Source organism: Bacillus yapensis (genome assembly GCF_005280205.1).
In the GTDB taxonomy this organism is placed as follows: domain Bacteria; phylum Bacillota; class Bacilli; order Bacillales; family Cytobacillaceae; genus Robertmurraya; species Robertmurraya yapensis.
The window spans coordinates 118724-145288 of the sequence record NZ_SUND01000011.1 but is presented as its reverse complement, the minus strand read 5'-3'; the positions used below and the strand labels follow the sequence as shown (position 1 = coordinate 145288).

The following is a 26565-nucleotide window of genomic DNA, read 5'->3' as shown; positions in this document are numbered from 1 at the left end:
CAAAATTATTAATTGATAAGGGATGACTAGAATGACAATTTCTTGGATGGAAATAGTGATTATCTCTTTAGCCAGTTTTCGATTAACGAGATTGATTGTTTTTGATAAAATTACTGAATTTTTAAGAGCACCATTTTTTGAGGAAGAAATTGAAGTGAACCTAGATGGACAAGAGGAAGTCTATTTTGTTCCGAAAAAGGGCTTATTCACGAACTTTATGGGTGAATTGCTGAGCTGTTATTGGTGTACTGGAATATGGTCTACACTTGCAATCTGTATATTTTATTTTTACTGGCCGGCCTACGCTACACCCATTTTGATCATTTTGGCCGTTGCGGGGATTGCCGCGATAATTGAGACGGTTGTGCAAAGATTACTTTAATGAATGTGGGTATTTAAAAAAAACTGGGTAAAGGACATATACATGCTTTAATCAAATTGCATAATGTATCATATCGGTACTGATTTCAACTGTGTTTAGGGAAAATTTAATTAGGATGGGAGAGAAGATTCGTGAGATTACAAAATGCAGCAAATAAAAACAGACCGCTTCAACCGCTTCCGGCAAATAAAACGCTTAATACAACTACTAAGAAAAAAGGTTGTGGATGTGGGAAGAAGAGCTCTCGTTAGTTAAAGAAGTTGTAAGGCTTGATTACTTAATATAGGGGAGGCTGTCTAAAAGGCGTTTACTTTTGGATGGCCTTTTTGTTTTTCCAGTTTGGTGACATCTGTGAAAGATATGAAGAAAATATTGGTAGTGGATATTTAATGGTAAAAGTTCATATTTTTTGAAAAGGACGAGGAAAATAATAAAGGAATATACAGATGTAGTAGAGGAAGGGAATCCTAAATGAGAAAGTGTTTAATTCTATTTATCGTGATGGGTACAGTCCTTGTAGGTGGATGTAACAATGACGGCCCAAAAGAGAGCGGAATTTCGCTAATCAAAACAACCAATCCAACTCCGGTTACCATTGGCAAAGACACAAAGAAAGACCAAGAGCTTGTTCGATCCGTTGAAAAGGATATTGAAGACTTTGATGAACTCTATGATGTGGCTGTTATAAAAGGTAAGGAGGATATTCTCGTTGCCTACAAGGTGAAGCATATGCAAAGGTTTCACATGAAGAGAATTGAAAAAGATATTAACAAGCGTTTAGAAGATAAATACCCGGAAGAGAATTTTATTGTATCAAGCGATTATAAAATTTTCCTTGAGGCAGTTGAGCTAGAAGAAAATATGAAGGATTCAAACTATTCTCAAAAGGAAGCAGAGAAAAAGCTGCAGGAAATTATCAAGCTGAAGAAAGAACTGACATGAAAGGAGCTTGGCGATGGGGAATAAGGATAGTAAATCAAAAAAACAACAGCAATATCAATCTCTGGAAAAAAAGTATGAAGCGAAAAGACCTGTTTTTAAGAACTGCATTAAGGCTTTCTTTGTAGGTGGCCTCTTCTGTTTGCTCGGACAAGCTGTGAGTTATTTCTACATATACTTTTTTAATTTTACCGAACAGACATCAGGGAATCCAACTGTTGCCACAATGGTCTTTTTCTCAATGCTTTTAACGGGATTTGGCGTCTACGATCATATTGGACAATTTGCTGGTGCAGGTAGTGCGGTACCTGTTACGGGTTTTGGGAATGCGGTCATTTCTGCAGCGATTGAACATCGGACGGAAGGCTTTGTTCTTGGTGTAGGTGGGAATATGTTTAAATTAGCAGGTTCTGTTATTTTATTTGGTGTATTTTCCGCGTTTATTGTAGCTTTAATTAAGACACTTCTCATTAAGTGGGGGGTTATATAATGCGTAAAGGACAGCAAACATGGGTCTTTGCGAATAAACCAGTGATTGTTTCGACCGGTGTGTCTGGTGGACCTTTTGAAGCCAATGGAAGGCTTGCAGCTGATTTTGATATTCTCCATGATGATTTATGGATGGGAGAGGACTCCTATGAGAAAGCACAGCGTGTGTTAATGGAGGAAGCATCCAAAACCGCTCTGGAAAAAGCCAACAAGAAAAAAGATGATGTACAATTTTTTATTGCAGGTGATTTAATCAATCAGATTACTCCTTCTAGCCTAGCCGCTCGAACTATTGAGGTGCCCTATTTAGGTATTTTCGGTGCCTGCTCGACTTCCATGGAGGGACTCGCACTTGCCTCGTTTCTGATCAATTATGAGGGAGCTGACTATATTTTAACAGGTGCTTCGAGTCATAATGCGGCAACGGAAAAGCAATTTCGCTATCCAACGGAGTATGGCGGACAAAAACCACCAACTGCCCAATGGACTGTGACGGGGGCTGGTGCTGCCCTTGTTAAAAAACATGAAAATGAAAAGGGGCTGCCAGTCGTCACCTCTGCAACAATTGGGAAAGTGGTCGACCTTGGGATGACTGATCCTTTTAACATGGGAGGTGCTATGGCACCAGCTGCTGCAGATACGATTACAGCTCACTTTAAGGATATGAATTTAGATCCGGACTATTACGATTTAATTTTGACAGGGGATTTGGCACGGATTGGTCAGAATGTCACATATGAACTCTTGCAAAAAAATGGGATTAAGTTTGAACGAGAGAAATTTCAGGATTGTGGGCTCCTGATCTATAAAGACGACCAGCCCGTTCAGGCTGGGGCAAGCGGGGCAGGGTGCTCAGCTGCAGTGTTGTACGGACATATCATGAAGGAAATGATGAAGGGGACGTACAAAAAAATTCTCGTTGTCGCGACAGGTGCTTTGTTATCGCCGCTTACTTACCAACAGAGTGAAAGTATTCCGTGTATTGCTCATGCCGTAGCGATTGAGATGGATATTTAAAAGGAGGAAGAAGCATGCTACCAATGTTTTTCTGGGCATTTGTGATTGGTGGGCTCATTTGCGTAATCGGGCAGATAATGTTTGATGTGGCCAAGTTAACTCCAGGACATACGTTGAGCCTGCTTGTTGTGATGGGCGCGATTCTCGATGGACTTGGTTTATATGAACCATTAGCTGACTTTGCTGGAGCAGGGGCGACGGTTCCGATTACGAATTTTGGTAATACCCTTGTACATGGTGCGTTACAGGAAGCGGAACAACATGGTTTGGTAGGAGTCTTGACAGGGATGTTTGAGGTAACAAGCTCCGGAATTTCTGCTGCGATCGTATTTGCTTTTCTCGGAGCGCTTTTGTTTAAGCCAAAAGGGTAATTACACTCCAAAGACAAGCCAATTCTAGTACAAAGCCTATACACTTTTTTCATGTCCCACATATGTTACTTGTGACACCATTAAAGCGAGGTGACATATATGGGCTTCGGATATGGAGGCTGTGGCTATGGTGGCTACGGTTATGGCGGCGGTGGCTATGGAGGTTCAACCTTCGTATTAATCGTTGTATTGTTTATTTTGTTAATTATTGTTGGAGCTAGCTTCTACAACTAATAATTAGCAAACAAGTCAGGAGGAATGCCGTTAAATAAGCGGCATTTCTTTTTTTGTTGACATGAATTGGTAAAGACGAGAGTAAATTTTAGTAAGGAAGTAAGGAGGACAACTAAAGGGGTGTGAGAGATGAGGTTTTCACAAACAATTGCGCTGATTACTGGGGCAGGAAGTGGAATTGGCAAGGAAGTAGCCATCCGTTTGGCTGGAGAAGGAGCTAGAGTTGTCCTTGTGGGAAGAACAAAATCCAAATTAGAGGCTGTGGCAAATGAGATTAATAGAACAAAGAGAATTCCTATGGCTGAAATTTTTCCAGCTGACGTAACGGATGAAGAGGACGTAAAAGAGCTGTCAGACTACATCAATGTTCATTTTGGAGACCTTCATATTTTAATCAATAATGCAGGAGGGGCCAAGAATTCAAAAATACTAGATACAACTGAGGAAGATTGGGATGACGTGCAGAAAACGAATTTACGAAGTGTCTTTCTAGTATCTAAAATGCTAGGAAATCTCATGGTAACGAAAGCGAAAGAAGAAAGTGGATTACAGGGAAGAGCGATCGTAAATGTCGCCTCATTATCTGGTCATCAAGCTGGTCAATTTCTTCCCCATTACAGTGCTGCCAAAGCTGGTGTCATTAATTTTACTCGAGCTCTTGCACTCGAACTAGCTCCATACGGGATTCGGGTCAATTCTGTTTCACCTGGATTCATCGAAACGCCATTGACAGAACAGGGACTCCAAAATGACAAATTTGTGAAAGCGATTGAACGAAATACAGCTTTAAAAAGAATTGGAAAGGCAACTGAAATTGCCAACGTGATCGCGTTTGTTGCCTCTGAAGAAGCATCGTATATGACGGGATCTGATGTACTTGTCGATGGAGGCTGGTTAATCAAATAAAGCTCTTTTCTCAAACTTAGTTACTTATCTAGAATAAGAAATACCTTATGGGATGAGAAAAGAGCATGCAAATTTAGTAAGTGAGCACAAAATAGCTATTTCTACGTTAAAATCGGTTTTAGGATTTTAACATCAGGTTTTTTTCGAAGAAAATAAACAATCTATACAAAACGATGTTGAATAAATTAAAACGCTTTCTTTTCTGTGGCGTTTTCCATATGTCGTAAGCCTTTCCTTTCAATACGATATCACCTTTTTAAGCTCTATTCATAAAATAGAATTAGCTTAAGAAGGAGGCGTAATTTAACAGAATGGATAATAATTTCTTTAAAAATATCGAGAAGAAAACTGGCGTCAACATGAAGGATGTTTTTGAACTGGCAAATTCACTACAAAACGCAAATTTCAAGGATGAAAAGACGGTTCGAAATGTGATTAGACGCGTATCGCAAATTGCTCATAAACCGGTCAATAAGGAAATGGAAGATAAGATTGTTAAATCCATTGTGAATGATGGCAAACAGCTCGATTTTAATACCATCTCTAAAATGCTTAATAAGAAATAAAGAAAAAGTCGCTCGAAATCAGAGCGACTTTTTCTTTATTTTATAGGAGCTAAAAACCTCGAAGGATGAGCTTTTTTTCCTCGCCTCTTATCGGGTACAGAAATATATAGCTGCTCCATCGCTCTTGTAATGGCTACATAGAGAAGACGTCTTTCTTCTTCTAGCGGTGCTAAATCACCGTTGCGATAAGAGTCGAGAGCATAGTCATGTGGAAGACTTCCGTCAACCGTACTGATGATATAGACAACCTTATACTCTAATCCTTTGGAACGATGAATCGTGCTTAGCGTAATAGCATTCACAAGATTCTTGCTTAGGTTTTTCATTTCTTTATTCATTGCCGTCATATGATGGACATGCTCTAAGAAATCAAAAAGTGTTTGAAAACCACGGGCAGCGACCTTTAGATCACGAACGTCATCCGAGCCTTTATCAAGCTTGTTTCCTTCATTTCCTCTTTTCTTAATAAAATCGCCGTAACCGAGCTCTTTTTCAACGGTTTCAATTGCGGTAAGAGGTGTCAGCCCTCGAATGGAACGAATGACGGACACAAGCTTCTTCAGTTTTCTCTCTTGAAAAGCAAACCCAGTCTTAACCTCGCTTAAACACTCCAACAAACTGCAGTCTTTTAGAATACTTTCCGCTTTTAAATCTTGAAGGACATTATTTTTCACAAACAAGACAGGGAGTACGTTACGAATAGCGTCCTGATCATCCTCGTTTAACGCAAGGCGAAGGAAGGAGACCATTCCTTTGACGATAAATCTCTCATAAAAAGGCTCTACATCTTGGTCAATTCGAAATGGAAGACTAGAATTAGCTAATCGTTCAAAGACGGCCCGGCTCCCAGTGTTTGTCCGAAAAAGAATGGCGAAATTCTGAGGCTCAAATCCTGCTGCAATCTTTTCCTGAATGTCTTGGATGATCATCGTCGCTTCTTCTTCCTCATCAAAAGGATAGAAGAGAGTTGGTACAGCTGGAGATGTAAATTGGGCCTTCATTTCCTTCGGTCTACGTTCCTTATTTTTCTTAATGACCGCATTGGCAGTCGCAACAATTTCATGGCTAGAACGATAATTTTCATTGAGTACAACGATCTTCGCATTTGGATAATCTTTTTCAAATTCTAGCAGGTAATGAGGGTCACTTCCTCGAAATGAATAAATAGATTGATCATCATCGCCGACGGCACAAATATTCTTGGACGTACAGAGCAAACGAATCAGCTCATATTGAACTTTATTAATGTCTTGGAACTCATCTATAAGAAAGTATTGAAAGCGATTTTGATAGGCTGCTAGAATACTAGGATTCTCTTGAAAGAGCTGATAGCAGCCAACAAGCATGTCATCAAAATCGAAGAGATCTTTTTCTTGCTTCGTTTTCTCATAATGGTTGTACAAAAATGCAACCTTTTCTTCCCATGGAGATTCTGGCCGCACCTGAGAAGGGAGGATTAAAGAATTTTTCCAAAAACCAATTTGTTGAATGGCTAAATCGTAGGCAAATTCCTTTTCATCTAGCTCTAATTCTCTTCCTCCATCCTTAATAATTTGTTCCTTTTGCCACTCTTTCTTTAAAAGCTTGTCCGAGCTCCATCGATTTCGATCATGGAATGATAAGATGCGATAAAAAATACTATGGAAGGTACCGGCTAGTAGCTTTCCGATATTGTAGTTCTCCATTTTTGGATATGTTTGTAGACGGTGTTTCATTTCCGCTGCTGCTTTCGCCGTAAACGTGACAAGCATAATCGATTGAGGATCGATTTTTTTCTCGTGAATCATATAGGCTGTTCGAGCAGTCAGTACTCGAGTTTTACCACTGCCTGCACCGGCGATGACGAGAAGAGGTCCTTCAGTATGAAGTAACGCTTCCGATTGATTGGCATCTAAAGCAAATTGGTGCTTTCGTAAATCTTCTATATATGGACTTGTGACCGCTGATTGGCTCTTAGTGGATTCAGTAAATACCGGAACCTTTTTAACGGGTTGGGGATTTTTAAATTCGGTGCGTTGCTCAACTGTAGTAATAGAGCGGGAGACAGGAATCTTAAAACCATTTCGCTCCACATATTCGGTCTTTTCACTAACCTGCTCTTCATTTGTTTGTATTGGGTCCTGACAAGAGGCACCCTTACTCAGATGAAAGAAGTGAGGCTCGTTTTCAATCCCTAAATAAAACCGAACAGGTTCTTCACAAACAGGACAAAACAGTTTTCCTTTTTTTCCTGCATCATGAATCATTTGATAATGCTCTCTATGTAATTGGTTTATGTAAATCATTTTTTTGTCAAACAGAGCTGTATTCATAAAATTCCCCTCAATTAAATCAAAATCACGCAAACTCTATCATATCAAATCATATAAATAATCTAAAGGTACTGTCTGAATTTGTTTTATATTTCCTAAAGGAGTAGGAGGGAGAAACATGGGTTACATCGCGCCAATCCCAAATTTTCAATACAGTCAGTATGCAGAACGAGAGCTTGATAATGGCTATGACCCTTTTCAAATTATTCCTGTTGGAAGAACGAAGCCGGCTACTAATGCTAAATTAAATCATGCAAGGGAACAGGATATGGTTCAGATGAAACAAATCAAGAAAAAGAGCTCCGATCTGCCTAAAACGAGCAGTCGGAGCAAAGTGGAAGAACTATATAGTGAATTAACTGGTAAGGGAAGATACATCAATGAATGTATTTAGAGAGATTCAATACCTTTGAACGTGTAAGGGCTCTCCTTCTTTCCATTCTGCATAGAGGACTTCCTTTTCCGAGTGAATTCCATGTTTTCTTATTTCGTCAAATAATTTATCCCGATCCCATTCAATCATTTGTAGATTATCGACTTCAACCTGTCCATCCATAATTAAGGTTACCGGAAGTGTAACACGGGAGGGGGGCATGTTCAGATCCTTTAGAGTAGGAGAGGAATAACTGGATTTTCTCAACACACTGATCGCTCCATCTGTTTCTAAAATAGCGTATTGACATTCACGGATCGAGAAGATGCCCTTTGCTCTCAGAAGATGTTGTAACTGATTAATATCAAGATGAGCTTTTTTAAGGACTTTGTAATCGATTTTTCCTTGGCGAATGACGATGGAAGGTTCACCCTCTAATAGTTTGCGAAGACCCTTTTTTTTCTGGGTGAGAATCTCAGTTACAAAAATGAGTAGTCCCCAAACGACGACTGCAAAGATAACTTTGGAAATTGTGATTTCTTTATCATAAACGGCATTTCCCACTAATTCACCTAAAATGAGTGCAGAAACGAAATCGAATGGTGTAATTTGAGTGATTTGCGTTTTCCCCATTACTTTCGTTAAAACAAATAGAGCAATATAGCCAAAAATAAGCTCCAAAAAAATCTGAACAAATTCCACAGTATTTTCCCTCGTTCTCTTAAATAGTTAGTCTCTAGTAGTATGAGGTAAATTAGTGAAATTATGAAAAGCTATTTCTTTGAAACAGTCGGATTAAGCATAAAAAATGAGAGCCTCTTTGTTCGAAAGCTCTCATTTTTTTATATTAAATTTCCTTTACCATCGTTTTATGGGGAATTCCAGCATCGAGAAATTCTTCAGAAACGACTTCATAACCTAATTTGCTATAAAAAGGAATGGCATGAGTTTGAGCGTTGAGTTTTAGCTTTTTGAGTCCTTGGCTCTTGGCGTATTCCTCGATTCCATCCATAATTACTTTTCCAGCGCCACCTTTGCGCTTCTCTTGTAAGACGCAAATTCTTTCCACTTTTCCATAGCCGTCGACCATACGAAAGCGACCTGCACCGATTGATTCATGATCATCCCATAAAACAAAGTGAGTTGATTCTGCTTCAAGGTGATCAATTTCTTCTTCCTCAGGAACCTTTTGTTCGTCGACGAAGACGATTTTTCGTACTCGATAAGCTTCCGTTAATTCTTGTTCATCAGTAACTAATTTAAGCTTCACTTTTCATTTATTCCTTTCCTAGACGAAATGTTTCATATACTGTCCATGAGCCATTTTCAAGCTGATAGAGAAGGTGGAAACGATCGACTGTATCTTCGTTATTAATCGTCTGTAATCTTAAGGAACTATACACATCAGAATGCTCGTCGTTTGATAGTTTCTGCCCAACCGTGATGTGAGGGACGAAGGCATATTCTTGTGGATGATTCGCTAAGAGAGAACTGAGGCCCTCATGTAGATCGACGATTTCATGAGAAGGCTCGACTTTCATGTAAATAACATTATTGACGGGCTGAAAAGAACTAAATTTTGTGACATTGATTTGAAAAGGTGAGAAACGTTTCGCTGCTTCTCTTAACTTTTCAGCTATTTCCTTGATTTGTTCATCACTTTCTTCAAATGTATGAATGAGCGTGATGTGTGGAGGAATAAGTGCGTAATGCGGGTCGTATCTTTTTCGATAAGAATTTGCTTTGTCTTGCAGACTTTTTGATGGAAAAATAACAATTCCGTATTTCATAGCAAAACCCCCAAGTTAATAGTATGTAAACGATTGTAACTATTATATCAAATTTTCAGAGTTTGTTCTCAAATAGAGAACATCCTTTTTAGAGCAAGTTTGATATCTGGCTGCCAGTAGGTCCAAGTATGGTTACCTTCAAATTCCTCATAGAAGTATGGGAATGCCTTACTTTCGATCACAATATTTAATTCGCGGTTCGGAGTCAAAAAGTCCTCAATTTTATTGGCGGTCGTTTTTACCTCCGTTTCTTCTTTCCCGATAATGTGGTACAGGGATAATAAATGTGGCTGAGAGAAATCCGCGACAGCTTCTATTATTTCCTCATTTACATAAGGTGACTGTAGGATTACTTTTCCAAATGTATGCGGAAATTGCAGGGCAGCCTTGAGGGAAACAGTTGCTCCTAAAGAATCCCCAATAAGTGCACGGCCCATGCCCATTTGATAACTTGGAAATTTCTCATCTAAAAATGGCACAAGCTCCTTCGCTAAAAATCGAATATAAGCAGCGTTTTGTTCGCCTTCTGGATGATATTTTTTTCGACGATCTTCTACGTCCTTGTACGGAATTCCGATAATGATAAGGTTTTCAATTTCGCCATTTTTCATAAGCTCATCGGCTACACGACCAATTCGTCCAAGCTGAAAATAGTCACGTCCATCTTGGGCAATCAATAAAGAATATTTGTATAATGGTGAAAATGATTCTGGTAAATAAAAGAGGAGTTGAATAGTCTCTCCTAGTTCCTTGCTTTCAAAAAAATGTTCAGTAATCTTTCCTTTGGTTCCAATCAATGTTCATTCCTCCTGCTCTCTCAGGATCGAGGTATTTCATAGGTTATTCAAGATTGTATCATAGGAATAGGGGAAATACATTCTCAGGTTGTAAAAAAATCACAATTAAATTTTTGTTGAAAAAGATTGGAGTAATAGTTTATTATATTCGAAATAGCTTTAAATCTGGAATGCTATCGAACCGTGTAAGGTTAGTTGACAAATATCCATAATATTGTGATAAAATAGAAAACGATGAACTTACAAAAGGGGGAAATTAAATGAAGAAAAAAAGTTTTCTTTTAATAACGATGCTAATGTTGGCGCTATCAATGGTATTAGCGGCTTGTGGCGGCGATACTAAAGAAGAAGGTGGAGAATCAGGTGAAAAATCTGCGGACCTACCAAAATTCATCAGCATTCTTACTGGAGGAACTGGTGGTACATACTACCCTTTAGGTGGATCATTTGCTGATATTGTTACAGATGAGACAGGTATTCAAGCAACTGCTCAAACTACTGGGGCTTCTGCTGAAAACATGACAACTTTAAAAGCTGGGGATGCAGAGGTTGCTTTCTCACAAACAGATATTGCTTCTTATGCAAAAGAAGGCACAGCAATGTTTGAAGGAAATGCAGTAGAAAATGTTCAAGCGATTGGAACTTTATATCCTGAGACAATTCAGATTGTAACTACTGCCAAGACTGGCATTAAATCTGTTGAAGATTTAAAAGGTAAAAAGGTTTCTATTGGTGCTCCAGGTTCTGGTACTGCTCTAAATGCAGAACAAATTTTAGAGGCATACGGAATAGCTTTAACTGATATTCAAAAGCAAGATTTAGACTTTGCTGAATCTACTGAAGGCATTCAAGATGGAACAATCGATGCAGCATTTATTACGGCTGGTACACCAGCAGGTGCAGTTGAAAGTTTATCAGCAACAGCAGACGTTGTAATTGTTCCACTAGATCAAGATAAGATTGATGCGTTAATGGAAAAATATCCGTACTATATCCAAGACGAAGTTACTGCTGGTACTTACGGTTTAGAAGAAGCTGTTCCAACTGTTGCAGTTTCTGCAATGCTAGTTGTAACGAGTGATCTATCAGAAGACGCTGTCTATGAAATCACAAAAGCGATTTTTGAAAATCTAGATAAAGTAACACATGCAAAAGCTAAGGTAATTGATCCAGCGAAAGCTAAAGAAGGTGCTGGGATTGACATTCATCCAGGCGCTCAAAAATACTTCGACGAAAAAGGATATTAATTTTTCGAGTAGAATTGCATAGCAATCCATAGGATTTAAAATGACCGGCAGTAAAACCTAAGTCATGGTTTTGACGCCGGTCAAATTATGTTTTATACAGAAGTAAAATTGAGACACCATTTTAGGTGGGGTTAATGTGAAACAATGGAGAAAAGGAATCATCTTTTTAGTACCCCTCATTCTATGTATGACTACTCTTGTATTCATTCCAATCAAGGAAGCGCTTGTGTTCGAGTTTCAGAATACGGAAAAAGTGCTAGCCTACCTCCCTTTAAAAAAGGAACAAGCTTTTAAAATTAAATATACACACTCTATCCATTTATCTGATGTCGTAGAAAGCTATCAAATTACATCAGATGGGCAAATTAAGCAATATGAGCTTATGTTTGAAGATTTTGCCGTAGGTATGCCATCTGAAGCAGCGGAGGGAGAACTTTTTGAAGAGAAGGATGGAGTTTATTACATAAGAAATATGAATCGAGTCTTTCCTCATTTTGATCTTCGCACTGGAAAGGTACGAGCTAATCATACGGTTATATTCAATGGTACTGAGTATCCTTTATCGAACGACATTGAACCTGGTACTTGGGTAAGAATCAAGTTCGAAAAAATAAATCTTTTACAACAACTGAAAGGAGCGAACATCCTTGACAAATAAAGAAGAGTTTTTAACGTTAGAAGAGCAGCAAGAATTAATGGAGAAGTATGATCCAGAAGCAGGCACTAGAAAGCTGACTGGGATCTTACGATGGGTTACAATCATCGGTCTCTTAGCGTTTTCTTCATTCCAGCTTTATACATCCATTTTTGGGGTATTTACAGCCCAAATACAGCGTACGATTCATCTTGGTTTTGCATTAGCACTTGTTTTTCTATTATTTCCTGCGAGAAGGAAGAGTAAGAAGGGGAAACATAAGGTTGCATGGTATGACATGATCCTTGCAGGGTTATCAGTCATTATTGGTGCCTATTGGCCGATAAAAATTGACGAACTCGTCATGAGAGTTGGCCAATTAACAGATATTGATTTTTATATAGGCTTACTTGCCATTCTCTTAGTATTAGAAGCTACTAGACGTGCTGTAGGTCTACCAATTACGATCATTGCCGTTGTATTCATGGCATACGCGTTATTTGGCCCATATATGCCGGGATTTTTCGCGCATCGTGGACTAGAACTAGATCGACTTGTACAAACGATGTTTTATACAACTGAGGGAATTCTGGGGACACCACTTGCGGTTTCTTCAACCTACATTTTTCTATTCTTGCTCTTTGGTTCCTTCCTGATTAAAACAGGAGTTGGAGAGTACTTTAATGACTTATCGATTGTTGTAGCAGGTAGAAGTGTCGGGGGACCAGCGAAGGTTGCTGTTTTCTCAAGTGCGCTTCAAGGGACAATTAGTGGAAGCTCTGTTGCGAACGTAGTAACATCTGGTGCATTCACCATCCCAATGATGAAAAATTTAGGCTACAAAAAAGAGTTTGCAGGCGCTGTTGAGGCTGCTTCTTCTACAGGTGGTCAATTAATGCCACCAATTATGGGTGCTGCGGCATTCTTAATGGTTGAATTTATCGGTGGCGGTATTACGTATTGGGATATTGCCAAAGCTGCTGCTATCCCAGCTGTTCTGTATTTTGCAGGAATCTGGATTATGACTCATTTTGAAGCAAAACGGATTGGGCTTCGCGGTTTAACAAAAGAGGAAATGCCTGATCGTAAGGAAGTATTGAAAAACTTGTACTTATTGATTCCTATTATTGCCGTCATTATTTTGATGATGTCTGGAATGAGTATTACTCGAGCGGCGTTATGGTCTATTGTCGTTTGTATCGCCGTTAGTGCTTTCAAAAAGGCAACGCGCATGGGTGTGAAAGACTTTATTGATGCCCTTGTGGATGGAGCTCGTTCTGCATTAGGCGTTGCTGTTGCCTGTGCTGCTGCAGGGATTATCGTTGGGGTTGTTACAAAAACCGGCCTAGGGTTAAAAATGGCTAATGGACTACTTGATCTTTCAGGTGGATACTTAATTCCTACCTTATTCTTAACAATGATTACATCATTGATTATTGGAATGGGCTCACCAACGACAGCAAACTATGTTATTACGTCAACGATTGCTGCACCAGCCATTATTCTATTAGGTGTACCTGATTTATCTGCACACTTATTTGTATTCTATTTCGGTATTATTGCCGACATTACGCCTCCTGTTGCTTTAGCAGCCTTTGCAGCAGCTGGTGTATCTGGTGGAGAACCAATAAAAACAGGAATAGAGTCATCGAAACTGGCTATAGCAGCATTTATTATTCCATACATTTTTGTCCTATCACCAGAGATTTTGATGATTGATACGACTTGGACATATGTCGTTTGGATTGTTTGTACGGCATTTGCAGGAATGATGTGTATTGGTGCCGGGGCCGTAGGATATTGGTTACGGAAATTAAATTGGATCGAAAGAATCATTGGATTTGTCGGTGGTATTTGCTTGATTTATCCAGAAACAATTTCAGATATCATTGGAATTGTAGCCTTTGTATTACTGATTGCTCTTCAGTATCTTTACAAGCGCGAGGAAATGGGTAAGCCGGTAATTGCAAGACTTAAATAAAAAGAAAGTCAGGATTTTCGAATCCTGACTTTCTTTTTTGCGTATTAAGAAGCTTTTTCAACTAATTCATCGTTTTTAGGATTAAATTGCCCTTCCCATTTTGAGATAACAATCGCTGCAAGTGAGTTTCCGATAACATTGACAACCGTACGTCCCATATCAAGGATACGGTCAATACCAGCGATAAACGCTAAACCTTCGATTGGCAATCCCACAGTACCTAATGTTGCAAGTAGCACGACAAAGGATACTCCTGGGACACCAGCAATTCCTTTAGAAGTAACCATTAGTACAAGCATTAAGGAAATTTGGTCTGCAATACTCATGTCAATTCCGTACATTTGCGCAATAAAAATGGCAGCTAAGGCCTGATACAAGGTCGAACCATCAAGGTTAAAGGAATAACCTGTTGGAATAACAAAGGAAGAAATATGCTTCGGACATCCAATTGTTTCAACTTTTTTCATGATTCTTGGAAGAACCGATTCAGAGCTTGCCGTTGAAAAGGCTAGGATTAATTCGTCTTTCAAAAGCTTAATTAACTTAAAGATGCTATATCCTGCCATTTTGGCAACAAGTCCTAAAATAACGATAATAAAGAAAATCATCGTCCCGTATACCGTAAGGACAAGCTTACCAAGTGGAACAAGGGAAGAGAGTCCAAATTTAGATACTGTAACACCAATTAAAGCAAAAACCCCGAAAGGAGCAAATCTCATGATTTGATTTGTAGCCCAAAACATCGCATCGGCTACGCCTTGGAAGAATGCAAGAACGGGCTTTCCTTTTTCTCCGATTGCAGAAATTCCTAAGCCAAGAATTACTGAGAAGAATATAACCGCTAACATATCACCTTCTGCAATAGCAGCGATAGGATTCGTCGGTACAATTTCTACAATTGTATGGATGAGTGATGAATGGCTATCTTCTTGGGTTTCAGCTGTTTCAACATAACTGTTAATATCTGTTTGTTGTAAGTGATTCATGTCGACGCCTGTACCCGGATGGAAGATATTTGCGGCTGCAATCCCAACGATAATGGCAATCGTCGTAATTATCTCAAAATAAAGGATTGATTTTCCACCTATTTTGCCTAATTGCTTAAAATCACCAACTCCAGCTACTGCAACAATAATACTTGATAAGACAATTGGAATAACAATCATTTTGATTAAGCGGAGAAAGATATCTCCAATAGGTTGTAGATAAGAGGCTGCTGTTGGGTTTCCAAAGAATATGGCCCCAACGATAATTCCGAGGACAAGACCAATAAAGATTTGTGTTGCTAAACTAATTCTTTTCATAAAACATCTCCTTACCTTATTTTTATATGAAAATAATAAAAATGTCTTGGTAAGGGAAACGAGCATCCCATTTTCTGTATGAAAAATAGACACATGAAGTGTCTGATGTACAGAAAAGATATTTTGTTCTGTTCCCTTAAAGCCGCTTACGGGGTTAGCTGACGGGTTAGGACTGGAAACTGAGCCCTTTCTGTTAAGAATTCACCCCAATAGATTTAAAGCCTATGGTTCGTTCGGGTCCCCCGCTCTTTTCGATAAAGATTAAGCGAAAAAAGACATAAAATGATATTATCTTAAAATAGTATAAAAGTAAATGAAAGTTATTGGAAGTCCCATACGGCGTATGAGAAAAGGCTCAGTTAGAAACATCGTTCATGTTTTTAACTGAGCCATCTAATTAACCTAAATTACGAAATTGTTTTAGTACCATAACTGACAATATATTTTCAATCTTAAACAACCTTGATTGTTTCCGTAAATAGCAATAAGCACGAATGGTTGTATCATTGATATGAGACACAACGATTTTTCTTTTCGTGAATTGATTGGTGGAGGAGAGATAAATCATCTCAACCGGAATTTGTTCGTTCAATGATCGTAAAAGCAGCCTATCCATGAAGTATCACCACTTTCATATTCATATCATTATTATATACAAACGTACGTTCTTTATACAATAAAATACGAACTTTTGTTCTTGGTTGATTGTAGAAAATCTATTGACAAATTCACCTGTCCAAGTATAATAATATCTATACTTCACAAAACGATCTGTTAGCTCAGCTGGGAGAGCATCACCTTGACAGGGTGGGGGTCGGGGGTTCAAGTCCCTCACAGGTCATCAAATTAAAAAGGCTCAAATCCTTGTGTATAAAGGGTTTGTGCCTTTTTGTGTATTGTATATTTGATAAGGTCGATCGACTTGATAACATTTCTTGAATTACACAATCAATATTTCAGCCACTACACTTAGAACATTGCGCGTTTATCAAAAGAAAACGCTATTTTATGTTTGGCGATATAATCGAATATGTCTTATCCACAATTAATTATCATCTTTCATTTTTCGGAAAACCAACCAATTGACTATTCCAAAGAGTGCTAGGGGCAAAATAATAGCCAGAACAAGAAAGGTTGGATTTTTACCTCCTTGGAACAATTCATTCGTTTGTGGAATCCTTAATAATAAACCAAAGAAACCTAAAATGACAATATAAACGAGGGCTCCATAGAATTCTCGTTTCTTCTTGAATAAAACATAAACAGTTGCCAAGATGAGAATAATTACAATGGCTATCCAATCAAATGGAGGATCTATTTTCACAATGCCTCGTTTTGGTGCATACAAATTAATCAGGACAAATAATCCAATTGGAATCATGGTTAAGATCCATACAAATAAAAATTTAATTATCTTTGGAATTTGTTTTTTTATATAAATACTCCAATGTAATAACTTAAAGGCTCCATAAACCAATGCAATGGATAATAGCCCATTCATTAATAGAACAAGAACATTAATTTGTAAGGTTGGTGCAATAAAGACCCCGCAAATAGTGTAGAATGAGCTAATCAAAAAAATTAAACCACCTATTTTAAAAATAGATTTCCATGAGGGTTTTTCAAATTGCTTTGTTAGTTGATCGATAATTTCTTTTGGATTTTTACCAAAATACTCTTCTGCCGATTCCCCATGTTTCTGAGCTTCTAAAATATCTTGTAAGATCGTCATTAAATGTCGTTCTGTATCCAATTCTTCGTGGAATATCCCGAATGTTCTCATATATACAAGAACATCCTCGTAGTACTTTTTATTTTCAGGGGTTAGTTGTTCTCGAGCCTTATTATTTTGTTCTACTAATTGTTGGGCCGTATTATTTTTCAAATCCACTCACTCTCCGTTCTTTTCTAAAATTCGATTCACTTTTACAATCAACGAACCCCATTGTTCTTTAAAATTTTCTAATTGTTGTTCTCCTTCAGGAGTAATGAAGAAGTATTTTCGATTGGGTCCATCGGGTGAAGCTAGCTCCGTGCTTTTAATTAGCCCTTGTTTTTCCAACTTTTGCATGAGAGGATAAATCGTTCCACCTACGATTGTTGTAAACCCATAATTACGCATCATTTGAACTAGCTCATAACCGTAAATACGTTGTTCTTTAATGATAGATAGCACACAACCTTCAAGTACGCCTTTTAATAATTGCGTTTCTTTCATTTACTCACCTCACTAGTTTGCAAAACATAATAGTTAAGAATATTTTATCGTGTATCAACTAGTTTGTAAAGCATACTAGTTGAATAATAGGTTTTTGGAATAAAACAAATAATATATTTTTAGCTAATGGGAGCTTTATCAATATGCGGAGAGGTCTTGTTATTACTTTTTTACATCATTCACATTCAATAATTGGGGGCTTATTAAACGAAATAGACTTTTTGTAGATGCTTCATTCTTTTTGAGGTGATCAGAATATTACAGTCAATTCTTTTTAAAGAGTAAAGCAAAAGGCACAACTAGATATCAATCTCACTAGTAGTGCCTTCTTGCGCACGTCCTATGCTTTTAATGAATGTCTTGAATAACCTTTTCTAGGAAATCACCCATGCGTTTAACGGCTGGCTCCGAAAAATCAAAACTGACTCCAGTTTCTTCATAAATAGCTGCGATGGATTGATTGTAGTCCGCACTTGCACCTTTTTTAAAGGATTCGACCGCTTGCTTTGGATTGTTCTGATAATTTTCAAGTAATTGTAGCGCCCCAAGCATCGAGATGGAGTATTCAATATTGTAGAAAGGCACTTGGAAATAATGAAGGGTGCCTGCCCAGCTCATGCCAATTTCGGCCTCAAGCCCTGAAGTATCGACCGGGTTTAACCCATAGCGTTTTGAGATTTCAAAGTATTTTTCATCACGCTCTTTGGCAGTGTGCTGAGGATTCGTATACATCCAATGCTGGAAGAGATCCCCTGACAATGGACCGATTAACATGGTAAATGCTCTTCTTAGCTCTTCACGCTGTGCGCTCTTAAAATCTTCCTCATCTGGATAAAAACGATCCAGCTTATCCAATAAGAGCAACTCCATCCCATGTGAATACAGTTCAGCAACTTCCATTCGGTGTTGGTATTCTTCTATAGGACCGTGTTCGGAAAACTCGAGGTATCCATTCACTGCATGGCCCATTTCATGAATCAATGCGATTAGAGAGAAAAAGGATGGACTAAAGTTCGCAAAAACAAAGGTATCTCCTGAAACAGGTAGGGAGGTACAGAAACCACCTGGGCTTTTTCCTTTCCGATCTCCAAGATCTAGTAAACCGTGCTCTCTCATATAATCGAAACGGTCTGCAAAGTATGGGTCGGTTTTCCCTAACATCTCAGAAACTCCATCCATAAGAGTGGACACCTCGGAATATGGTGGGTTTTTCATCAATTTAGCCGTGTTATCCCAAGGGCGATATGTATCTACACCAAGCTTTGATTTAAAAACATCTGCGAGTCGATTCCAAGCTGGGATAATATGTTTCTCTACATTTTCATGAAAGTCATAACAATCTTGGACACTATACTCACGATTTTTGACCACAAACATATAATCACGATAATTTTCAAAGCCTGCATTTAAAGCAATTTGATGGCGTAGTTGAACGAGTTCGTCCATGATGGCATCCATTTCGGGTTTAATTTTGCGATGGGCAGAGATCATCGCGTGATAAGCTTTTTCCCGAACGCTTCTATCTAGATGATCGAGTTGAGATTGGATAAATGGAAAAGGTTTTTCCTCTCCGTCCCAATCAACTGTTAACCCACCCATAATTTCACTATACTTAGTATTGAGCTCTTGTTCTTTTACCATTAATGGAATGTTTTCTTCTCTAAACAGTTTAACTTTGGACTCGCGAACGCGTCGCATTAGGCCGTACCGTTTTTCATCTAATTGATGAAAATAAGGAGATTGACAGCATTTCTCATCCAGTTTTGCTTCATATTTCATTAAAAGTGGCTGGATGACCTGCTGATCGTGAAGATAAGTCGACTTGACGAGAGCATCCTCTGTGTTCCGGTAGAAGTCTACTTGGTGACCGGTCATCGCCTCCGCGATTTTAATCATTAAATTCTTTTCATCTTTTAACCACTTTTCTAGGTCAGAAACAGATTCAATCGGAACATCAAGTAAGCTTTGAATATGAGTTTCTACCCCTTCTACATCTTGTAAATCAATTAATTCTTGATAATAATTATGACTTACATTTTGTGTCATGAATGACTCCCCTTCCTTTTTTAAAAATTTTCCCAATATTTATAATATCATATTTCGAATCGATTCAGAGGCAGATGGAAGAAGATACTTTTGAAAAAGAAAAAACACCTCAATTGTAGGTGCTTTATACTTAAAAGCTTAGGATTGATTTAATTCTGCTACTCCAAGGGCAAGTTTGTTCCAGAGAATTCTTTCTACTTGTTGCTTTTGTTGTTCTCCACATTCAACAATGAGAACAACCTCTGAATTTTTGCCCCTTAATAACTTTTGTTTTCTTTTACTAATCTTTTTTATAAACAAATCAATGATAAAACCTAGTATGAATCCGCTCCCTGCTCCGATTAATCCCCAAATTATGGGTCCCCATTCCATTACAAACCCTCTGCTAGCTCCGATTGTTGAAAAAAGAAAAGCTAGTATCATTCCTTTAGAAATGAGGGAAACTCCATCAGATTGATGAAGGTTATCGAAAAGTTTTCTTTCCTCTGTTCTATTGTTTAAAGGAACGGCTAAAATATTCTGAATGCCATGTTCCTCTAATTCCGTTATAGCTAATTCTAAATAGGTTGAATGCTCGAAGGTAGCAAAAATATGCATGGTATCCACCTTGTTTAATTTCATTAAATTAAAAATATAACTTTGATAATGATTTTTTAAATATTTTCCTTGCTCATCTTCAAATAATTTATTGTTCTCAACAGCACTTACGTAAGAATCAAAAATCGTAAAAAAGTAAAAGGATGGTACGTATAAAAGCCATTGTGCATCTAATACCGCAATTGATTTATTAAGATTCCCATTTATTAAGTAGATGAATGCTTCAAGAAAATGTGAATTGTACATAAAAACAGCAGTCCATATGAGTGTAAACCCAGCAAGGATAATCCTATGAACATAAAGCTGACCTACGCTCGGAATAGTCATAGCCCAAAGGACAGCCATTATGGGATTTCTCTTATCCAGATAATTGATTTCAAAAGCTCCTAATGAAAATGAATTAAATTGAGCATCCTCCCTTTTGGCAAGGGTATAAATGTTGTTCAAATCCACCGTAGTACGATAACTATCCCATATTGCAAAAAGATAAACAGGTATATACATTATCACCATTCTTAAATCTAATACTTCCTTTGCAGCTTCAAAGTTACCTGTAAATGAATAAACCATAGCTAGATTAAGCTTTGTTACTTGATTAATAATAACTTCCCATAGAAATAAAGAAAAAGCTCTAAAATATTTATTTAAGAGGAAGTGGCCAAATCCTGGAAATGCAACAGACCACATTGCGACAGTCCATGGGTTTCTTAAATGAATCTGAGTTGTTCCAAAAATACTTACATGAGCCTTGTAGCGTCTTGCCTTGTTTGTATTTTGGAAATTATCCATGGTGCTCCTCCAATAAACATTATATATCGGTATTATTTGCCTATTATCTGTAGTTATTCTAAAAGAGTAGTATTTCTTATTCGGACTAAGGGGTAACTTTAGTTCAATAAGCTCGATGATTACATACATACTTATTTTCCAGAGCTTAGCTTATCTAACTGCAATATTTTTAACTCATATAATTGCATACAACTACAGTCAATAGTCAGATTATACTCTGCTAAACCATCTTTTTATATCTGATTAAGATTTACAGGGCGGGGGTTAAAGGCATTCAGAGATATCAATTAAAAAAGCTCAAATTCTTGTGTTTCAAGAATTTGAGCTTTTTCTACGAGTATTATTGTTAAACTATTTTAATTTAGCCATGTTTTGTTGATGTTTCTCATAAATTGAAAGAATAGGATTTTATGATAATTAATAGTTACATCTATCATGATGTTCAATAAAAAATTACATTTTTTCCAAAAAGATTTAACAAAATTTCATTTTGTATGCCTTTTTTGATAGAATATAGTAAAAGTCACTTCTAACACGAAGATTTTTTCGATTTATCCAAATGGACAAGGTACGATTAATAAAAGATTATAGGGGATCACTATGGAACACGAAAAACTTAACAAGGTTATCGAAGTAGCAAAACTTTATTATCTTCTTGATTACACTCAAAATGATATTGCTAAAAAACTAGGCATTTCAAGACCTACTGTGTCACGTTTGCTGCAGTTGGCAAAAAGTGAAGGAATTGTTCAAATAAAAGTTAAGGATCAGTCTGAAAATATAGAAATATTGTCAAGTAAGATTGAACAAAAATTCAATCTAAAAAAAGCCATTGTTGTCCCAATACCTCAATATGAAGACCATGTCATCAAGAGCCATTTAGGTGAAAAAACAGCACGATATCTAGAAGAAATAGTCAAGGATGGCGATGTTATAGGGGTAACTTGGGGAACTACGATTTATAACGTAGCCGTTGAATTAAGGGAAAAGTCTTTGAAAGATGTAAAAGTAGTGCAATTAAAGGGTGGCGTCAGTCATTCTGCAAAACATACATATGCATCTGAAATTCTTTATTTATTTGGAAGGGCATTCAACACAGCACCAATAAATCTCCCGCTTCCAGCCATAGTAGATCATGTTGTTGTGAAACAAGCTATGGAGGCTGATCGGCATATTAAAAAAGTGCTAGAGGTTGGCAAAAAATCAAGTATTGCGGTGTTTACTTGTGGACCTGTAGAACAAAATTCATTGCTCTTCCAATTAGGTTATTTTACGGATGAGGAGTTACAGATGATCTATTCAAAGGCTGTCGGAGACATATGTTCACGTTTCTTTGATGAAAACGGAGACGTGTGTATCGATAGTTTAAATGAACGAACATTGGGGCTTCCTTTATCTAATTTTAAGGAGAAAGAATTCTCTATTTTGGTCGCTGGGGGGCCGAAAAAAATAAATGCCATCCATGGAGCTTTAACAGGAAAGTACGCTAATGTTTTGGTGACGGACGAATATACAGCACAGTTCCTGTTGGATTTAGAAAAATAGCACTATCAATATAGATACAAAAAGGGCTAACTTACAATTTAAGAAATAGAGTTAGCCCTTTTTGTGTATAAAATTTGGAAAAGGTAAGGACTATTAGACTCAAAAAATCGAATTTTTTTAAAAGAGAGAATTATAGAACTTTACATTTGTTCAAATCTTTTTTTACATTTGTAAAAAATATATGGTATAGTTGTCTTGTGAAGAAAACGCTTTAATGAATGTCTTAAATATTTAATATAATCTTTCCACATATAGGGGGAAATCACATGAGAATGGTAGATGTTATCGCAAAAAAAAGGGATGGACAAGAACTGACTAAAGAGGAAATCCAATTTGTGATTGATGGATATACGAAAGAGGATATTCCTGACTACCAAATGTCTGCATTTTCCATGGCAGTCTTCTTTCAAGGAATGACAAAGGAAGAAAGAGTTTATTTGACAGAAGCAATGGTCAAATCTGGAGAACAAATTGACTTAAGTGCAATTGAGGGAATCAAAGTAGATAAGCATAGTACTGGCGGAGTAGGTGATACAACCACTCTCGTTTTAGGCCCATTAGTTGCATCAGTCGGGGCTCCTGTTGCAAAAATGTCTGGTAGAGGCCTTGGTCATACTGGAGGTACCATTGATAAATTAGAATCTGTAAAGGGATTTCACGTTGAAATTACGAACGACGAATTTATTCATTTAATGAATACGAATAAGATAGCTGTTATCGGTCAAAGTGATAATCTGACTCCTGCAGATAAAAAATTATATGCACTTCGTGATGTAACCTCAACGGTTGACTCTATACCGTTAATTGCGAGCTCTATTATGAGTAAAAAAATAGCAGCAGGTGCTGATGCAATTGTCCTGGATGTTAAAACAGGCAGTGGTGCATTTATGAAAAGCCTTGAAGATGCGAAAGAATTAGCTCAAGCGATGGTTGAAATCGGAAATGGCGTGGGACGTAAAACAAAGGCTATTATTTCTGATATGAGCCAGCCACTAGGGTTTGCAGTTGGTAATGCTCTAGAGGTAAAAGAGGCAATCGATACATTGAGTGGACAAGGACCAAAGGATTTACACGAATTATGCCTAACACTTGGTAGTCACATGGTTGTTCTTGCAAATAAAGCTTCTAATTTGGAACAAGCTCGTGAAATGTTAGAAGAAGCCATTCAAAGTGGTAAAGCTCTTGAAAGCTTTAAAACATTTTTACAAGCTCAAGGTGGAGACGCTTCAGTTGTGGATGACCCTACTAAATTACCAACTGCACAGTACAAGATTGAAGTTCCTGCAAATGAATCTGGTTATGTAGCTGAGATTACAGCAGAAATGATTGGGGTTGCCGCAATGATGTTAGGTGCCGGAAGAATTACAAAAGATTCCGAAATTGATTTGGCAGTCGGCATCGTTCTTCATAAAAAAGTTGGCGATTTTGTAAATGAAGGAGAATCTATTGTCACAATCCACAGCAATAAAGAGAATGTTTCTGATGTAACTGAGAAAATCCGTGCAGCTTATAAATTTTCAAGTGAAAACATTTCTGCACCAACTCTTATTTACACTGAAATTCAATAGTTTGAAAGGGAGAATGAAAAAATGACTCAAAACCTAGCAAAATTTATCGATCATACCTTGTTAAAGGCAGACGCAACGAAGGAACAAATTTTAACCTTAGTAAAAGAAGCAAAAGAATATAACTTCGCTTCAGTTTGTGTTAATCCTACATGGGTTAAACTAGCCGCGGCAGAATTAAAAGATACTTCTGTAGACGTTTGTACAGTAATTGGTTTTCCACTCGGTGCAACGACGTCAGAAGTCAAAGCTTTTGAAACGAAAAATGCGATTGAAAATGGAGCAACTGAGGTTGATATGGTTATTAACATCGGTGCTTTAAAAGATAAAAACTTTGCTCTAGTAGAAGAAGACATCAAAGCAGTTGTCAATGAAGCAAAAGGAAAAGCTCTTACAAAAGTTATTATTGAAACATCATTATTAACAAATGAAGAGAAAGAAAAAGCTTGTGAATTAGCAGTTTCTGCAGGCGCAGATTTCGTTAAGACATCAACTGGGTTCTCAACAGGTGGAGCAACTGTAGAAGACATCGCATTAATGAGAAAGACTGTTGGACCAGATCTTGGTGTTAAAGCTTCAGGTGGTGTTAGAAGTCTGGCAGATACAGAAGCCATGATCAATGCTGGAGCAACGAGAATTGGTGCAAGTTCAGGTAAAGAAATCATTAATGGTCAGGTATCTAATTCTTCTTACTAATTTTTAAACATCTTCTCTTGAGGTTGACTCAAAGAGCATCTCAAGAGAAGTTTTTAAACAAAAGGAAATCCAGAAGAACGGAGATTGGAAAAATGGATATTAAACAGTTAATTGATCAAGCGGTGGAAGCAAGGAATAAAGCTTATACACCTTATTCCAAATTTAATGTCGGTGCATCTGTTCTAACAAAAAATAATAATGTGTTTCAAGGATGTAATATCGAAAATGCCTCATATGGACTAACGAATTGCGCAGAAAGAACAGCTATTTTTAAAGCGGTTTCTGAAGGTGAAAATGCGTTTGAAGCAATTGCAATCGTAGGAGATACAGAGGGTCCTATTTCACCTTGTGGTGCTTGCCGCCAAGTCATGGCAGAGTTCTGTGATGAAAACACGAAAATTATCTTAGCAAATCTAAAAGGGGAATATGTCGAAACCTCTATTACAGAATTGTTACCAGGATTTTTTTCATCCAAAGACCTAAATAAATGATTATTTATGCTTTTGTTGAAAGCGAATACAGCTGAGAGAAATTAATAACATGTTGGAGGAAATTATGAATTACGTTATTTCAATTATAGGATTGTTAGTCGTATTTGGTCTAGCTTTTATTGCGAGCAGTAACCGTAAAAATATAAAATATAAGCCAATATTAATCATGATCATTGTTCAAATCGCTTTTGCTGCTTTACTATTGAACACAAAATTTGGCTTAATTGTTATTACAGGTATTTCAAACGTCTTTACGAAATTACTAGAATATGCTGCAAGTGGAATTGATTTTGTTTTTGGTGGTATGGCAAACGAAGGACAGGCACCATTCTTTTTAACGGTTCTTCTCCCAATCGTATTTATCTCAGTGTTAATTGGGATTTTTCAACATTTCAAAATACTTCCGTTTTTTATGAAAGCAATTGGTCTTCTATTAAGTAAAATAAACGGGATGGGCAAATTAGAATCATATAATGCAGTGGCATCTGCCATGATCGGACAATCAGAAGTCTTTATTACTGTTAAAAAACAAATGGGTCAGTTACCTCCTCATCGTTTGTATACACTATGTGCTTCTGCTATGTCGACAGTTTCTATGTCCATCGTCGGTGCATATATGACCATGATCGAACCTAAATATGTTGTCGCAGCACTTGTTATTAACTTATTTGGTGGATTTATAATTGCTTCGATTATCAATCCATATACAGTAGATGAAAAAGAAGATATTCTCGACGTTCAAGAAGAGGAAAAACAATCTTTCTTTGAAATGCTCGGGGAATATATTATGGATGGATTCAAAGTTGCTATTATTGTTGGTGCTATGTTAATTGGTTTCGTTGCGTTAATGGCAGGAATCAATAGTTTATTTGAAATTGTCTTCCATATTTCATTCCAGGAATTACTAGGATACATTTTTGCACCATTTGCGTTTATCATGGGTGTTCCATTATCGGAGGCTGTACAAGCCGGAGGAATTATGGCAACAAAGCTTGTAACGAATGAGTTTGTGGCGATGTTGGATTTAGTGGAAATCCAAGATAACTTTAGCGAAAGAACTTTAGGAATTATCTCCGTATTTTTAGTATCCTTTGCAAACTTTTCATCGATTGGAATTATTGCTGGAGCAGTGAAAGGACTAGCTGAAAAACAAGGAAATGTAGTGGCAAAGTTTGGCTTAAAACTACTATATGGAGCAACATTAGTTAGTGTATTATCATCAGTAATCGTAAGTTTTGTATTATAATTTATACCGAAAAAGCACTTTCCCGTTTTG

28 protein-coding genes, 1 tRNA gene and 1 riboswitch are annotated in these 26565 nt (G+C 37.4%); of the genes, 18 read left to right on the top strand and 11 right to left on the bottom strand.

The window, feature by feature from the left end; genetic code table 11:
* Window positions 1–31 precede the first annotated feature (31 nt).
* The 8 genes from FAR12_RS14285 to spoVIF all read left to right on the top strand — a co-directional run bounded on the left by FAR12_RS14285 (window position 32) and on the right by spoVIF (window position 4904).
* Window positions 32–382: a DUF1360 domain-containing protein gene (locus FAR12_RS14285; protein ID WP_126409390.1), complete on the top strand. Its 351-nt coding sequence runs from the start codon at window positions 32–34 to the stop codon at window positions 380–382.
* Between the two features lie 471 nt (window positions 383–853).
* Window positions 854–1324, top strand: coding sequence for a YhcN/YlaJ family sporulation lipoprotein (locus FAR12_RS14280; protein WP_126409388.1), 471 nt, complete (start codon window positions 854–856; stop codon window positions 1322–1324).
* A 13-nt stretch (window positions 1325–1337) separates the two neighbouring features.
* Window positions 1338–1811 carry a stage V sporulation protein AC gene (gene spoVAC / locus FAR12_RS14275; protein WP_126409386.1) on the top strand — a complete coding sequence of 158 codons (474 nt, stop codon included), beginning with the start codon at window positions 1338–1340 and terminating at the stop codon, window positions 1809–1811.
* Entirely contained in the window at window positions 1811–2827 is a 1017-nt protein-coding gene (gene spoVAD, locus FAR12_RS14270; RefSeq protein ID WP_126409384.1) for a stage V sporulation protein AD, read from the top strand. Before spoVAC ends, spoVAD begins: the two co-directional genes overlap by 1 nt.
* Before the next feature lie 14 nt (window positions 2828–2841).
* Window positions 2842–3198 carry a stage V sporulation protein AE gene (gene spoVAE / locus FAR12_RS14265; RefSeq protein ID WP_126409382.1) on the top strand — a complete coding sequence of 119 codons (357 nt, stop codon included), beginning with the start codon at window positions 2842–2844 and terminating at the stop codon, window positions 3196–3198.
* Between the two features lie 99 nt (window positions 3199–3297).
* Window positions 3298–3432 (top strand): YjcZ family sporulation protein, encoded by a 135-nt coding sequence (locus FAR12_RS14260; protein WP_126409380.1) that lies wholly within the window; start codon window positions 3298–3300, stop codon window positions 3430–3432.
* A 129-nt stretch (window positions 3433–3561) separates the two neighbouring features.
* Window positions 3562–4338 carry an SDR family NAD(P)-dependent oxidoreductase gene (locus tag FAR12_RS14255; RefSeq protein WP_126409379.1) on the top strand — a complete coding sequence of 259 codons (777 nt, stop codon included), beginning with the start codon at window positions 3562–3564 and terminating at the stop codon, window positions 4336–4338.
* Between the two features lie 311 nt (window positions 4339–4649).
* Entirely contained in the window at window positions 4650–4904 is a 255-nt protein-coding gene (spoVIF, locus tag FAR12_RS14250; protein WP_126409377.1) for a sporulation-specific transcription regulator SpoVIF, read from the top strand.
* A gap of 35 nt (window positions 4905–4939) precedes the next feature.
* Here spoVIF and FAR12_RS14245 read toward each other — a convergent pair whose 3' ends face one another.
* Window positions 4940–7216: a UvrD-helicase domain-containing protein gene (locus tag FAR12_RS14245; protein WP_126409375.1), complete on the bottom strand. Its 2277-nt coding sequence runs from the start codon at window positions 7214–7216 to the stop codon at window positions 4940–4942.
* 118 nt (window positions 7217–7334) lie between these two features.
* Here FAR12_RS14245 and FAR12_RS14240 point away from each other — a divergent pair, with 118 nt between their 5' ends.
* Window positions 7335–7610 carry a hypothetical protein gene (locus FAR12_RS14240; RefSeq protein WP_126409373.1) on the top strand — a complete coding sequence of 92 codons (276 nt, stop codon included), beginning with the start codon at window positions 7335–7337 and terminating at the stop codon, window positions 7608–7610.
* 6 nt (window positions 7611–7616) lie between these two features.
* Here FAR12_RS14240 and FAR12_RS14235 read toward each other — a convergent pair whose 3' ends face one another.
* From FAR12_RS14235 to FAR12_RS14220, 4 genes are all read right to left on the bottom strand, one after another.
* A complete protein-coding gene (locus FAR12_RS14235) occupies window positions 7617–8291 on the bottom strand; it encodes a DUF421 domain-containing protein (RefSeq protein ID WP_246010399.1) in 675 nt (224 codons plus the stop codon).
* Between the two features lie 145 nt (window positions 8292–8436).
* Window positions 8437–8859: a GNAT family N-acetyltransferase gene (locus FAR12_RS14230; protein WP_126409371.1), complete on the bottom strand. Its 423-nt coding sequence runs from the start codon at window positions 8857–8859 to the stop codon at window positions 8437–8439.
* A gap of 7 nt (window positions 8860–8866) precedes the next feature.
* Window positions 8867–9379: a YjcG family protein gene (locus tag FAR12_RS14225; RefSeq protein ID WP_126409369.1), complete on the bottom strand. Its 513-nt coding sequence runs from the start codon at window positions 9377–9379 to the stop codon at window positions 8867–8869.
* A gap of 68 nt (window positions 9380–9447) precedes the next feature.
* Complete coding sequence (locus FAR12_RS14220; protein WP_126409367.1) at window positions 9448–10176, bottom strand: alpha/beta hydrolase; 729 nt, start codon at window positions 10174–10176, stop codon at window positions 9448–9450.
* A 260-nt stretch (window positions 10177–10436) separates the two neighbouring features.
* Here FAR12_RS14220 and FAR12_RS14215 point away from each other — a divergent pair, with 260 nt between their 5' ends.
* The 3 genes from FAR12_RS14215 to FAR12_RS14205 all read left to right on the top strand — a co-directional run bounded on the left by FAR12_RS14215 (window position 10437) and on the right by FAR12_RS14205 (window position 14038).
* Window positions 10437–11423, top strand: coding sequence for a TAXI family TRAP transporter solute-binding subunit (locus tag FAR12_RS14215; protein WP_126409365.1), 987 nt, complete (start codon window positions 10437–10439; stop codon window positions 11421–11423).
* Between the two features lie 136 nt (window positions 11424–11559).
* Entirely contained in the window at window positions 11560–12081 is a 522-nt protein-coding gene (locus tag FAR12_RS14210; protein WP_246010398.1) for a DUF1850 domain-containing protein, read from the top strand.
* Window positions 12071–14038 carry a TRAP transporter permease gene (locus tag FAR12_RS14205; protein WP_126409364.1) on the top strand — a complete coding sequence of 656 codons (1968 nt, stop codon included), beginning with the start codon at window positions 12071–12073 and terminating at the stop codon, window positions 14036–14038. Before FAR12_RS14210 ends, FAR12_RS14205 begins: the two co-directional genes overlap by 11 nt.
* 44 nt (window positions 14039–14082) lie before the next feature.
* Here the strand turns inward: FAR12_RS14205 and FAR12_RS14200 are convergent, their stop codons facing one another.
* On the bottom strand, window positions 14083–15342 hold the full coding sequence (locus FAR12_RS14200; RefSeq protein ID WP_126409362.1) for a cation:dicarboxylate symporter family transporter: 1260 nt from the start codon (window positions 15340–15342) through the stop codon (window positions 14083–14085).
* A gap of 128 nt (window positions 15343–15470) precedes the next feature.
* Window positions 15471–15620: riboswitch (cyclic di-AMP (ydaO/yuaA leader) on the bottom strand.
* Between the two features lie 119 nt (window positions 15621–15739).
* Entirely contained in the window at window positions 15740–15934 is a 195-nt protein-coding gene (locus tag FAR12_RS14195) for a WYL domain-containing protein (RefSeq protein ID WP_342772327.1), read from the bottom strand.
* A 176-nt stretch (window positions 15935–16110) separates the two neighbouring features.
* Between FAR12_RS14195 and FAR12_RS14190 the strand changes: the two genes are divergently transcribed.
* Window positions 16111–16183, top strand: a tRNA-Val gene (locus tag FAR12_RS14190).
* 204 nt (window positions 16184–16387) lie between these two features.
* Here the strand turns inward: FAR12_RS14190 and FAR12_RS14185 are convergent.
* The 4 genes from FAR12_RS14185 to FAR12_RS24095 all read right to left on the bottom strand — a co-directional run bounded on the left by FAR12_RS14185 (window position 16388) and on the right by FAR12_RS24095 (window position 20992).
* Window positions 16388–17233 carry a DUF1129 family protein gene (locus tag FAR12_RS14185; RefSeq protein ID WP_246010397.1) on the bottom strand — a complete coding sequence of 282 codons (846 nt, stop codon included), beginning with the start codon at window positions 17231–17233 and terminating at the stop codon, window positions 16388–16390.
* Window positions 17234–17560: a PadR family transcriptional regulator gene (locus tag FAR12_RS14180; RefSeq protein WP_126409356.1), complete on the bottom strand. Its 327-nt coding sequence runs from the start codon at window positions 17558–17560 to the stop codon at window positions 17234–17236. It abuts the gene before it with no gap.
* Between the two features lie 348 nt (window positions 17561–17908).
* The gene (locus FAR12_RS14175) at window positions 17909–19606 is read right to left on the bottom strand and encodes a M3 family oligoendopeptidase (RefSeq protein WP_126409354.1); all 1698 of its coding nucleotides are present in this window, start codon (window positions 19604–19606) and stop codon (window positions 17909–17911) included.
* 138 nt (window positions 19607–19744) lie between these two features.
* Complete coding sequence (locus tag FAR12_RS24095) at window positions 19745–20992, bottom strand: hypothetical protein (protein WP_126409352.1); 1248 nt, start codon at window positions 20990–20992, stop codon at window positions 19745–19747.
* A 600-nt stretch (window positions 20993–21592) separates the two neighbouring features.
* Here FAR12_RS24095 and deoR point away from each other — a divergent pair.
* The 5 genes from deoR (at window position 21593) to FAR12_RS14145 (ending at window position 26535) form a co-directional block, all read left to right on the top strand.
* Window positions 21593–22537, top strand: coding sequence for a DNA-binding transcriptional repressor DeoR (gene deoR / locus FAR12_RS14165; protein WP_126409350.1), 945 nt, complete (start codon window positions 21593–21595; stop codon window positions 22535–22537).
* Between the two features lie 266 nt (window positions 22538–22803).
* Window positions 22804–24105, top strand: a complete 1302-nt coding sequence (locus tag FAR12_RS14160) for a pyrimidine-nucleoside phosphorylase (protein ID WP_126409348.1) — start codon at window positions 22804–22806, stop codon at window positions 24103–24105.
* Window positions 24106–24126: 21 nt separating this feature from the next.
* Entirely contained in the window at window positions 24127–24798 is a 672-nt protein-coding gene (gene deoC, locus FAR12_RS14155; RefSeq protein ID WP_126409347.1) for a deoxyribose-phosphate aldolase, read from the top strand.
* Window positions 24799–24815: 17 nt separating this feature from the next.
* Window positions 24816–25289 (top strand): cytidine deaminase, encoded by a 474-nt coding sequence (locus FAR12_RS14150; protein ID WP_281275676.1) that lies wholly within the window; start codon window positions 24816–24818, stop codon window positions 25287–25289.
* A 64-nt stretch (window positions 25290–25353) separates the two neighbouring features.
* Complete coding sequence (locus FAR12_RS14145; RefSeq protein WP_126409343.1) at window positions 25354–26535, top strand: NupC/NupG family nucleoside CNT transporter; 1182 nt, start codon at window positions 25354–25356, stop codon at window positions 26533–26535.
* Window positions 26536–26565: the final 30 nt, after the last annotated feature.